The organism is Flavobacterium degerlachei (genome assembly GCF_900106645.1).
Taxonomy (GTDB): domain Bacteria; phylum Bacteroidota; class Bacteroidia; order Flavobacteriales; family Flavobacteriaceae; genus Flavobacterium; species Flavobacterium degerlachei.
Window position 1 is genome coordinate 1 of sequence record NZ_FNMV01000025.1, and the last position, 11,920, is coordinate 11,920.

Annotated in this window: 9 protein-coding genes; 5 read left to right on the forward strand and 4 right to left on the reverse strand. The window is 34.7% G+C overall.

Annotated features, from left to right (window positions below; translation table 11 throughout):
• Positions 1 to 10 precede the first annotated feature (10 nt).
• Positions 11 to 2,200 carry a glutamine synthetase III family protein gene (locus BLV91_RS16545; protein ID WP_091435282.1) on the reverse strand — a complete coding sequence of 730 codons (2,190 nt, stop codon included), beginning with the start codon at positions 2,198 to 2,200 and terminating at the stop codon, positions 11 to 13.
• A gap of 291 nt (positions 2,201 to 2,491) precedes the next feature.
• Between BLV91_RS16545 and BLV91_RS16550 the strand changes: the two genes are divergently transcribed.
• On the forward strand, positions 2,492 to 3,451 hold the full coding sequence (locus tag BLV91_RS16550) for a TerC family protein (RefSeq protein ID WP_091435284.1): 960 nt from the start codon (positions 2,492 to 2,494) through the stop codon (positions 3,449 to 3,451).
• Between the two features lie 70 nt (positions 3,452 to 3,521).
• On the opposite strand, the gene BLV91_RS16555 is transcribed toward BLV91_RS16550, so the two are convergent.
• Positions 3,522 to 4,043 (reverse strand): hypothetical protein, encoded by a 522-nt coding sequence (locus BLV91_RS16555; RefSeq protein ID WP_091435286.1) that lies wholly within the window; start codon positions 4,041 to 4,043, stop codon positions 3,522 to 3,524.
• Between the two features lie 155 nt (positions 4,044 to 4,198).
• Complete coding sequence (locus BLV91_RS16560) at positions 4,199 to 4,696, reverse strand: hypothetical protein (RefSeq protein ID WP_091435288.1); 498 nt, start codon at positions 4,694 to 4,696, stop codon at positions 4,199 to 4,201.
• Positions 4,697 to 4,782: 86 nt separating this feature from the next.
• Between BLV91_RS16560 and BLV91_RS16565 the strand changes: the two genes are divergently transcribed.
• Entirely contained in the window at positions 4,783 to 5,355 is a 573-nt protein-coding gene (locus BLV91_RS16565; protein WP_091435290.1) for a DUF1543 domain-containing protein, read from the forward strand.
• A gap of 128 nt (positions 5,356 to 5,483) precedes the next feature.
• A complete protein-coding gene (locus tag BLV91_RS16570; protein ID WP_091435292.1) occupies positions 5,484 to 6,029 on the forward strand; it encodes a type 1 glutamine amidotransferase domain-containing protein in 546 nt (181 codons plus the stop codon).
• A 245-nt stretch (positions 6,030 to 6,274) separates the two neighbouring features.
• Here the strand turns inward: BLV91_RS16570 and BLV91_RS16575 are convergent, their stop codons facing one another.
• Positions 6,275 to 9,715, reverse strand: coding sequence for a methylmalonyl-CoA mutase family protein (locus tag BLV91_RS16575; RefSeq protein ID WP_091435294.1), 3,441 nt, complete (start codon positions 9,713 to 9,715; stop codon positions 6,275 to 6,277).
• Between the two features lie 290 nt (positions 9,716 to 10,005).
• Between BLV91_RS16575 and BLV91_RS16580 the strand changes: the two genes are divergently transcribed.
• Both BLV91_RS16580 and purU read left to right on the forward strand, forming a co-directional pair.
• Complete coding sequence (locus tag BLV91_RS16580; protein ID WP_091435297.1) at positions 10,006 to 10,716, forward strand: DUF4197 domain-containing protein; 711 nt, start codon at positions 10,006 to 10,008, stop codon at positions 10,714 to 10,716.
• A gap of 299 nt (positions 10,717 to 11,015) precedes the next feature.
• Positions 11,016 to 11,870, forward strand: coding sequence for a formyltetrahydrofolate deformylase (gene purU, locus BLV91_RS16585; RefSeq protein ID WP_091435298.1), 855 nt, complete (start codon positions 11,016 to 11,018; stop codon positions 11,868 to 11,870).
• The last annotated feature ends 50 nt before the right edge of the window (positions 11,871 to 11,920 follow it).

Consider the following 11,920-nt stretch of genomic DNA (forward strand, 5'->3'; position numbering starts at 1 on the left):
AGATTTGTTATTATTTAGTAAACAACAATTCTCTGTATTTAGTTAATGTCCATAATTCATTGTCAACCAAAAGCTCTAGTTTATCACAGTGCTCACGAATGATTTCAAAATAAGGTTTAACATTATTACAATATGCTTCAGCCATCTCTTGACCGTCAGTCAAAACATTAGCTTTCTTTCTTTCATTTGTCATCTCAAGTACCTTAGAGTTGATTCCTTCAATATGTCTTGAAATATCTTTGATCAAAATGATTTGTTCTTTTGCGATAGTTTCAAAATCAGTTCCGAAGATATCTTTCAATCCTTTTACGTTTTCAATCAAAGTATTTTGGTAACGAATAGCAGTAGGAATTACGTGATTTGTTGAAATATCCCCTAAAACTCTACCTTCAATTTGAATTTTCTTAGTGTACTCTTCCAATTCAATTTCGTAACGTGCCTCAACTTCAACATGGTTCATGATGCCCAATCCAGAAAACAAATCTAAAGCTTGTTTAGAAGCTCTTGCTTTTAATGCTTCAGGAGTAGTTTTAAAGTTACTTAAACCTCTTTTTTCAGCTTCTTTTTCCCATGCTTCACTGTAACCGTCCCCTTCAAAAAGGATTTTCTTAGAGTGCTTGATGTATTCTCTCAACACATTAAAGATGGCGTCATCTTTTTTCATGTCTTTAGTTTCAATCAAAGCATCAACTTCAACTTTAAAGTCTCTTAATTGCTTCGCAACGATAGCATTCAAAGTAGTCATTGAGTTAGAACAGTTTGAATTAGAACCTACAGCTCTAAACTCAAATTTATTTCCTGTGAAAGCAAAAGGTGATGTTCTGTTTCTATCTGTATTGTCTAAAAGAACGTCTGGAATTTTACCAACAACATTTAATTTTAGATCTGTTTTTTCTTCTGGAGATAATTTCCCTGGAGTAACCCCTTCTAATTCAGCCAAAACTTTTGTCAATTGCTCCCCAATAAATACGGAGATAATTGCTGGTGGCGCTTCATTTGCCCCTAACCTATGGTCATTTCCTGCAGTTGCAATAGCCCCTCTCAATAATGACTCATTATCATGTACTGCTTTTATCGTATTGATAAAGAAAGTTAAGAATTGTAAATTGCTCATTGGAGTTTTACTTGGACTCAACAAGTTAACCCCTGTATCTGTAGCCAATGACCAGTTATTATGCTTACCTGAACCATTTACTCCTTTGAAAGGTTTTTCATGGAATAATACTTTTAAGTCATGACGCTCAGCTACTTTTTCCATTACATCCATCAACAGACAGTTGTGATCAACAGCTAAGTTAGTCTCTTCAAAAATAGGTGCAAATTCAAATTGATTTGGTGCTACTTCATTGTGACGTGTTTTTACTGGTATTCCAAGTAACATACATTCTTGTTCCAAATCTCTCATGTATACTAAAGCACGAGTAGGAATAGAACCAAAATAATGGTCATCTAATTGCTGTCCTTTAGCCGAAGTATGTCCTAACAAAGTTCTTCCAGTCATCATAAGATCTGGACGAGAATTAGCCAATGCTCTATCAATCAAGAAATATTCTTGCTCCCAACCTAGGGTTGCAGTTACTTTCTTTACATTTTTATCAAAATATTTACACACTTCAGTAGCAGCTTCATCCATAACTTGCAAAGCTCTTAATAAAGGTGTTTTATAATCTAGTGCTTCTCCAGTATAAGAAATAAATACTGTTGGAATACATAAAGTAGTACCAAGTATAAATGCTGGAGATGTAGGATCCCATGCAGTATACCCTCTTGCTTCAAATGTATTTCTAATTCCTCCATTTGGAAAACTAGATGCATCTGGTTCTTGTTGAATCAATTGTGCACCACCAAATTTTTCAACTGGATCACTACCGTCGTAAGATGTTTCAAAGAAAGCATCATGTTTTTCGGCAGTTGCTCCCGTAAGAGGTTGAAACCAGTGTGTATAATGAGTTACTCCTTTAGACAGAGCCCATTCTTTCATACCCATTGCGATATAATCCGCTAATTTTCTATCTATTTTAGTTCCATGTTGAACAGCGCCCTGTACTCCTTTAAAAGCATCTGAAGTCAAATATTGCTTCATTGCTTTATCATTAAACACATTTGAACCGAAAATAACTGATTTTCTACCCGATTCTTCAAATTTAACTGGCTTTCTAGTTGATGCTTCTCTCAAAGCTTGGAAACGTATTGTTGACATAAAAACTTATTTTATAGATTAAACCCCTATTATTTCGGTACAAATATATAGCTATTATTACTTTTATAAAATTTTACCTCTATTTTTTATGGGTAATACCCTTAAAATAATAGAATTCGTAAAAATATCCTTCTATAATAACAACATGCTAATTTTAAGGCTCTATTTTTTTAAATTCCCAATTGTGACAAATTAGGAATACAAATTTCATCTATAAATTAACTTTATTAGAATAAATGGCGCGGATTAAAATCAAAAAGTATCTTTGTTAAACTTTAAAAAAAACTATTTATGGTTGTTTGGATTTCATTTTTTGTTGTCGTTCTAATAATCTTAGCATTAGACTTGGGGGTTTTTAACAAAACGCCACACATTATTAGTACTAAAGAAGCTTCAAAGTGGACTGCTATTTGGGTAACACTTTCTTTTTTATTTTCTGGCGTGATCTATTGGATTTATGCCAACAACTACATAGCAAACCCAGATGGGTTGAAACCACTTGCCGCGTCTATTAAATTCATCACTGGTTATCTAATAGAACTATCCTTAAGTGTGGATAATATATTTGTTATCGCCATTATTTTTTCGGCATTCAAAATTCCGCAAAAATACCAGCATCGAGTTTTGTTTTGGGGTATTCTAGGTGCAATTATATTTAGGGGCTTGATGATCTTCTTTGGAGTGTTGCTTATCCATAAATTTTTCTGGGCAACATATCTTTTTGGTTTCTTCTTGATTTTCACAGCCATGAAAATGCTATTTACCAGTGAAGATGCAAAATTTGAACCTAAAAAATCGTTTGTATATAAAGGTCTTAAGAAGCTGATGCCTATATCAAATCATATCGACCATGAGCATTTCTTCGTAAAAAGACGACATATAACTGCAGCAACTCCGCTTTTTGTAGCATTGGTAGTCATTGAAGTCATGGATGTCGTTTTTGCCATTGATAGTGTACCTGCAATTTTAGCTATCACTAGCGATCCTTTTTTAGTACTCAGCTCAAACATTTTTGCCATATTGGGATTGCGATCCATGTATTTTTTCTTGGCCAATATGCTAGAAAAATTCAGCTATTTAGAATTTAGCCTCATTGCAATCTTAAGTTTTGTGGGACTCAAAATGCTGCTACATGAATTTATAGAGATTCCTGAGTGGGTATCCTTGCTTTTTATTGCACTATCGCTTTTGGCAGGGATAGTAGTTTCATTACGAATGAGTAAACAGAATAATAACAACACAGAAATTTAATAACCACACCACTATATATCAAAAAAAAAGGAACCCAAAGGTTCCTTTTTTTGATGCCAATTTAAATTCCTTAAAAATTTATGCTCTGGATTTGAGTTTCTTTCATATTCAAAGCCGCCATTACATCTGCATAACTATTTTTATTTATCGAAGCAGAAAAGCTTCCTGGAACGATTACAATACGAAAGGTCTGATTATTTATATATTGCGGAGTTAAGCTTAAGTCGTAAGTACCTCCTGCATAAATCGTAAAATCTTCCTTACTAAAATCAAAGTCATAATCTAACTCCCCTTGAGATAAGAAAAGAGTTCTTGGAATTAACTGCCAAATGGGGGTACTCGAATCAATAGTTCCAGTCATTCTATAAATCAAGACCACATCCGAAGCGAATATTTTAGGAGTTAACAACTGGGAAATAGTATATCCATCAGTTGCGTTATAGCTAAAATTAATATTTTTAAGTTCAAACACTTCTGCTATCAACCCATCTTGACCATCTAAACCATCATATCCGGGAGGCCCTTCTGGTCCTTCGCAACTTGAAATAACAATCATTACAATAACTGCTAACAACGTACTAATCTTTTTCATATCTGTATTTTTTAAAAGGTTGTTTTAATAAATTCACGACTCATCAACAACAGAATAGTTGCCTTTTTCACCAATGAATGTCTGACAATTAATTCGGTATTTATAAAGTTACAAAAAAAAGGAAACCTATCGGCTCCCTTTTTTAAGATTCATTATTATAACTTAATTTTTTGAATTTGACTGTCCTTTAAGTCCAAGGCTGTAATGACATCTGAATAACTATTTTTATTTATTGTTTTAGCATAATTTGCTGGTACTATCACAATTCGTAATACCTGATTCAATCTAAATGCAGCAGTAACAGATTGCAAATCATTACCAATCATATATATATCAACATCTCTATTGGTATAATCAAATTTATATCCAAAATCTAGTGCTCCATTATTGAAATAATAGCTTTCTGGCAATAATTCCCATACATCCCCTTGGCTATTTGAACCAGATAATCGGTAGACTAAAACTATATCCGATGAATAAATAGGTGGATTAAACGTTACCAACCTACCGTAATTATTGTTTGAATTGAACGAAGTGGTAACTTCGAAAACTTCATTTCTCGCAATAGGCGCAATTTCAAAACTACCTGATGTAGTACAGCTTTGCAAAACAAATAATCCTGCAATGGCTAAAAGTGTAATTATTTTTTTCATGATTTTAATTTTATTGGTTTCTTTGTTTCCATATATTCATTAACTATGCCAAAGTTTATTTTGAATAATTAATCTAGCTTCTAAAGATGGAAAAAGAATTGAAATTATTTATGGTTATGCTAGGCTGTACACCGCCCGGCCGACTTACAGAGCAACATGATATTTTTTTTGGAATTGGAACTTCCTTAAAAGGTTTGATCCCAGAAATGAAATCTTTTTGGCCCGAGGCCAAAGGAAGAATCCATATCGATGCCTGGCGTGAAGTTTCAGTCGTGGACAATTTTTCGATTGAAATTATAACTAAAGATACCGTTGAAAACAATAATTTAGACCATTTGTTTTTTATCAACTTGGGCGGTTATAAGGAAAATGAGTTTGAAGAGTATCATTACAAAATGCTAACCGTTGCTACAACTTTAGGACTCGCCACCAAGAAGTCTAAAAGAACCACATTTTACAAGCATTGTGGTTTTAAGGGTGCTGGCGTCTCGCATATCGACGATAAATACGGAATCGATATTGACGACATTTATAAGGTAACTGACATCTTGGATAGTCAGCTCAAAGAAAAATATTCCATAAAAATAACCAAGTCAGAAACGGAACTACAAGAAGACATTTTGCATATTGGGTATTTAAAAATATCCGGAATTAAGTAAATTATTCCATTAAAGGACAGCTTCTATCAAAACAGCTTGAACAAAATTATGTTTATTTTAATACCTGTTTATGAATTGTCCCCTACTATAATTTGTAATTTTATACTGTTAACAGAAATTACAAAATTATGGAAAAGAGAATAGCCATTTTGGCCACAAACGGATTTGAAGAAGTTGAATTAAGCTCACCTAAAGAATATTTAGAAAAACAAGGTTGGAAAGCAGAAATCGTGAGTCCAGAAAGCGGAAGCATAAGATCATGGGCTTCTACTGACTGGGGGAAAGATTATAAAGTTGATCAAGAATTAAAGAATGTTAAAGCTGCTGATTATGATGCTTTAGTTCTACCTGGGGGCGTTATTAATCCAGATAAATTGCGAACAAATGAAAATGCTTTAGCTTTTATAAAAGATTTTTTTAAAGCTGGGAAGCCTGTAGCAGCAATTTGCCATGGTCCACAAATTTTAATTAGTGCTGGACTAGTTAAAGGACGAATAATGACTTCCTATCCTTCCATAAAAATTGATTTAATAAATGCTGGAGCCGATTGGCATGATCAAGAAGTTGTTGTAGACAAAGGATTAGTTACAAGTAGAAATCCTAATGACTTACCTGCTTTCAATAAAAAATTAGTAGAAGAAATTAAAGAAGGGAAACACCAGCAAGTAATTTAATTTTTTCATTTAATCTTCTTTTAAAGAAATCAGCTCTTTTGGTTAAAATAATGCCGAGAAAGAATTAGTCACTATTTCTGCTTTGTAGCATAACCTTTTTTTAAATATTGAATGTATTTTAACTTAATAGTAGAAATGAAAAAACCTTCCACAAACGGAAGGTTTTATCAGTAGCAAGATCCCGATAAAAATCGGGATAAGCGATTCACACACTTTTTTGCAAAAGCAAAAAAGTGGTTCTCTGCTTACATATTTCTTCTATATTGACCACCTACTTCAAATAAAGCAGCTGTGATTTGTCCCAATGTACATACTTTAGTAGCTTCCATCAAGTGATCAAATAAATTCTCATTCTTAATCGCTGCATCCTGAATAGCATCCAGTTGCACTTTTACTTGTTCTGCATTGGCCTTATGAAGATTTTCCAAAGTCTGAATCTGGAATTGCTTCTCTTGTTCCGTTGCACGAATCACCTCAGCAGGAATAACAGTTGGAGAACCTTTTGAACTCAAGAATGTATTCACCCCAATAATTGGAAATTCACCTGAATGCTTCAAGGTTTCATAATACAAGCTTTCTTCTTGAATTTTAGAGCGTTGGTACATCGTTTCCATCGCTCCTAGAACTCCTCCTCTTTCTGTAATTCTGTCGAATTCCATCAAAACAGCCTCTTCTACTAAGTCAGTCAATTCTTCGATTATGAAAGAACCTTGAATTGGATTTTCATTTTTAGACAAGCCCATTTCTTTATTGATAATCAACTGAATGGCCATCGCACGACGAACTGATTCTTCAGTTGGCGTTGTGATTGCCTCATCATACGCATTGGTATGCAAAGAGTTACAGTTGTCATTTATAGCATATAAAGCTTGTAATGTCGTACGGATATCATTAAAATCAATCTCTTGGGCGTGCAATGAACGTCCTGAAGTTTGAATATGGTATTTCAACATTTGAGCTCTTTCGTTAGCTCCGTATTTGGTTTTCATGGCTTTCGCCCAAATTTTACGTGCTACACGACCGATCACCGCATATTCTGGATCGACTCCATTCGAAAAGAAGAAAGATAAGTTAGGTCCAAAATCATTGATATCCATTCCGCGGCTTAAATAATACTCCACATAAGTGAAACCATTAGAAAGTGTAAATGCCAATTGCGTAATAGGATTAGCTCCCGCTTCAGCGATATGATATCCTGAAATTGAAACTGAATAAAAGTTTCTTACGTTATTAGTGATGAAATATTCCTGAACATCACCCATTAATCGTAAAGCAAATTCAGTAGAGAAAATACAGGTGTTTTGGGCCTGATCTTCTTTTAAAATATCGGCTTGAACCGTTCCACGAACTTGGGACAGCGTTCTAACTTTGATTGCATTATAAACATCCAAAGGCAACACCAAATCTCCAGTAACTCCCAGAAGCATCAATCCTAATCCATTATTTCCAGCTGGTAAATCGCCATTATAACGAGGACGCTCTACTCCTTTCTCTTTATATATTTTGTTGATTTTTGCCTCAACATCTTTTTCTAAATTGTTTTCTTTGATATAAAGCTCACATTGTTGATCAATGGCAGCATTCATAAAAAACCCAAGTAACATAGGTGCTGGACCATTAATAGTCATACTCACTGAAGTTAAAGCATGAACCAAGTCGAAACCAGAATACAGTTTTTTAGCATCATCCAAACAACAAATAGAAACACCAGCATTACCAATTTTCCCATAAATATCAGGACGAAGATGTGGGTCATTCCCGTACAATGTCACACTATCAAAAGCGGTAGACAAACGTTTAGCAGGTAAATCAGCACTTACATAATGAAAACGCTTGTTGGTTCTTTCTGGTCCACCTTCTCCAGCAAACATACGAGAAGGATCTTCTCCCTCTCTTTTGAAAGGATATAATCCAGATGCAAAAGGAAATTCTCCCGGAACATTTTCTTGCAGACACCAACGTAAAATATCTCCCCAAGCCTCGTACTTAGGCAAGGCGATTTTTGGAATCTGAGAATGAGATAATGATTCTGAATGCGTATTGATTTCAATTACCCTGTCTCTTACCTTAAAGGAATAAATTGGGTTTTTATATTTGTTTACTTTTTCGTCCCAAGTCAGGATAACTTCCCAGTTGTAGGGATCTAAATCCATTTTTACTTTATCGAACTGATTCAGTAAAAGGTTTAGAAAAATATTATTTTCGTCTTGCTCTTTGATCGCACTTGGATATACCGAGCTATCGTCAATCCCAACTTTAGTGATTATAGGAACATTTCCTGAAACAGATTCAATGGTTTTGAAAATACCATATAACTTTTGAGCTACTTTTTGTTGGCTCAAAACGGTGTCATCGTATTTTCTATTGCTTTCAGCAATTTCAGACAAATAACGTGTTCTGTGTGGTGGAATAACGAAAATTTTCTCGCTCATTTCACGAGTCACTGTAAAAGTCGACTTTAGATCAGAATCGGTTTTTTCAACGATTTTATCCATGATCGCTTTATAAAGCGTGTTCATCCCTGGATCATTAAACTGTGAAGCAATGGTCCCAAAAATAGGCATTTCATCCGTATTCGCATCCCATAAATTATGGTTGCGTTGGTATTGTTTTTTAACATCACGAATAGCGTCTAAAGCGCCACGTTTGTCAAATTTATTAAGTGCTACTAGATCAGCAAAATCAAGCATATCGATTTTCTCTAATTGCGTTGCTGCTCCAAATTCTGGTGTCATTACATATAATGAAACATCTGAATGGTCCATGATTTCAGTGTCAGATTGACCAATTCCTGAAGTTTCAAGGATAATGATATCGTATTTTGCTGCTTTGATAACCTGAATTGCATCAGCCACATATTTTGACAAAGCCAAATTAGATTGACGTGTTGCCAATGAGCGCATATAAACTCTAGGGTTATTGATGGCATTCATACGGATTCTATCTCCTAAAAGTGCTCCTCCCGTTTTACGTTTAGATGGATCTACCGAGATCAAACCTATAGTTTTCTCAGGAAAATCAACTAGAAAACGACGAACTAATTCATCGACTAGAGAAGATTTACCAGATCCTCCTGTACCTGTGATACCTAAAACTGGCGTTTTGCAGTTTTCGTTCATTTTATGAATTGCGTCCATCGCTGGTTTTGCGATTTCAGGATAATTCTCAGCCGCAGAAATGATTCTTGCAATGGCTGTTGGATTTTTCGACTCTAATTGACTCACTTCATCCGTCAGTTTATTTCCCGTAGGAAAATCAGAACGTTCCACCAAGTCATTTATCATTCCTTGTAACCCCATCGAGCGCCCATCATCTGGTGCATAGATTCGTGTGATTCCGTAGGCTTGTAATTCAGCGATTTCAGTAGGCAAAATAACCCCACCTCCACCACCAAAAATCTTGATGTGGCCTGCTCCTTTTTCTTTAAGCAAGTCATACATGTATTTGAAATACTCGTTATGACCACCTTGATAAGATGTCAAAGCAATTGCATTAGCGTCTTCTTGAATGGCTGTATTCACCACTTCTTCAACACTTCTATCATGACCTAGATGGATTACCTCAACACCAGTGGCTTGGATAATTCTTCTCATGATGTTTATAGCTGCATCGTGACCGTCAAAAAGAGAGGCTGCAGTAACAATTCTTACTTTATTCGTAGGGATATACGGTGTTTGTGGTTTCATTTTGAGAATATGATAATTTTAGTACCGCAATTTACAAAATTTTTTACTGATTGCTCGCCGTTCCTCGCAGATGTTGATAAAAAAGCAAAACCTTCTTTAATAGCCCCGATGGGAGTGGCATCCCTTCTCGTTTTTTAACGAGAAGGATATAACGGACAGCGGGACAACTGTTCCTATAAATGACCCAAATAATGTGCTCCTGAAAATAAATGGCGTTGTTTTTGAATTAAGTGGTATTTTTACATCGAGCTTCAAAACGAATAGCCGAAGAAACCCATAAAACAATAAATATGAAAAAATTTTTAATTTTAATAACAATGTTCTCTCTTTTTGGTTGTGCTGAAATGCAACAAGTTATGAATCAGTTTCCACAAACTGATGGAACGGGATTAGTCGATATTTCAGGAGGACTGAAAGAAGCGTTGAATAACGGAATTTCTAAACAAGTAACTAAATTGACTACAACGGATGGTTTTTACAGAAATGAAGCTGTAAAAATATTATTGCCAGAAGAATTGAGAAAAGTAGATGCTGGTTTGAGAAGCGTTGGCTTGAGCTCACTAGCAGATGAAGGTTTGAAAGTACTGAATCGTGCTGCCGAAGATGCAGTAAAAGAAGCGACTCCTATTTTTGTTGATGCTGTAAAAAACATGAGCTTTGCTGATGCAAGAGGAATCTTGATGGGAGATGATAGTTCAGCCACTAATTATTTACAAAATAGCACCTCAACTGCCTTGTACGGGAAATTCAATCCAGTAATCAAAAATTCGTTTACTAAAGTGGGCGCTGATAAAGTATGGGCAAATATCATCACTAAATACAACAGTATTCCTTTAGTGAATAAAGTAAACCCTGATTTAACTGATTATGTAACTAATCAAGCAATGAACGGCGTTTTTAAAATGGTAGCTGTTGAAGAAAAAAATATCAGAACGAACTTAAGCTCTAGAACTTCTGTTTTACTTCAAAGAGTGTTTTCATTGCAAGACAAGAAAATATAATTAGACTTAGTATATCTAGGTTTATTAATACTAGCCTTGAAAATCACATTAGCAGCAATTTGACTTAAAAATTGTTGTTGATGTGATTTTTTTTATTCTCTTTTGTCAAAAAACCGTCCTTAATCTTTTGGTAATTACACAAAATAACATCCCTACACTAAATAAAAAACATCCGTTTTTTGTTTGTTTTTGAAAAATTGGCTTAGTTTTGAATTCTATTGTGAGCTCTATTACAAATAGCAAAACAGGAATAAAAATTTAATACGATGCGCATCAGCAATTCGAAAACAACCAATAATATGCAGAAGATTACCCTACTTATTCATTGCAAGGACCAAAAAGGCATTATTGCTGCCGTGACCAATTTTATAGTAAAGGTAGAAGGAAACATTACCTACTTAGACCAGCACGTTGATGTAGAGCAAAACGTGTTCTTTATGCGACTGGAAAGTGAACTTACTAACCCTTCGATTACAGTGGCGTCTATCAAATCTGATTTTGAACAAAGCATTGCGCATGACTTTAATATGTCATGGGATTTATATAACAAAGAAGTTAAACCAAAAATGGCCTTGTTTGTCTCAAAATACAACCATTGTTTGTATGACATTCTGGGACGATATAGTGCAGGAGAATTGAATGTGGAAATTCCACTGATCATTAGCAATCATTTAGATTTAAAACCAATTGCCGATCAGTTTAACATTCCGTTTTTTCATGTACCATTTACCAAGGACAATAAGATTGAAGGAGAGCAACAACAAATCGAATTGTTAAAAAAATACGAAATCAATTTTATCGTATTGGCGCGTTATATGCAAATTATTACGCCAAAGTTAATATCACTTTACGAAAATAAAATCATCAATATTCACCATTCTTTCTTACCTGCATTTCCTGGAGCAAAACCGTACCATTCCGCTTTTAAAAGAGGGGTAAAAATCATAGGCGCAACCAGTCATTATGTTACTGAAGAATTAGACGAGGGTCCGATTATGGAACAAGATATTGCCCGAGTTTCACATATCAATTCAGTTGAAGATTTCATTATGAAAGGAAGAGATCTCGAAAGATTAGTTTTAGCAAGAGCCATAAAACTTCATGCCGACAGGAAAGTGATGGTTTATTCAAACAAAACGGTTGTATTTAATTAAAACCTAAGCACTGTGCTCTCACGAGGAGCTAGCCAAATTCAAATAAGATA

Excerpts from the sequence above, each read along its gene's own strand:
- BLV91_RS16545 (WP_091435282.1), bottom strand. The coding sequence starts at position 2,200 with ATGTCAACAATACGTTTCCAAGCTTTGAGAGAAGCATCAACTAGAAAG.
- BLV91_RS16550 (WP_091435284.1), top strand. The coding sequence starts at position 2,492 with ATGGTTGTTTGGATTTCATTTTTTGTTGTCGTTCTAATAATCTTAGCA.
- BLV91_RS16555 (WP_091435286.1), bottom strand. The coding sequence starts at position 4,043 with ATGAAAAAGATTAGTACGTTGTTAGCAGTTATTGTAATGATTGTTATT.
- BLV91_RS16560 (WP_091435288.1), bottom strand. The coding sequence starts at position 4,696 with ATGAAAAAAATAATTACACTTTTAGCCATTGCAGGATTATTTGTTTTG.
- BLV91_RS16565 (WP_091435290.1), top strand. The coding sequence starts at position 4,783 with ATGGAAAAAGAATTGAAATTATTTATGGTTATGCTAGGCTGTACACCG.
- BLV91_RS16570 (WP_091435292.1), top strand. The coding sequence starts at position 5,484 with ATGGAAAAGAGAATAGCCATTTTGGCCACAAACGGATTTGAAGAAGTT.
- BLV91_RS16575 (WP_091435294.1), bottom strand. The coding sequence starts at position 9,715 with ATGAAACCACAAACACCGTATATCCCTACGAATAAAGTAAGAATTGTT.
- BLV91_RS16580 (WP_091435297.1), top strand. The coding sequence starts at position 10,006 with ATGAAAAAATTTTTAATTTTAATAACAATGTTCTCTCTTTTTGGTTGT.
- purU (WP_091435298.1), top strand. The coding sequence starts at position 11,016 with ATGCAGAAGATTACCCTACTTATTCATTGCAAGGACCAAAAAGGCATT.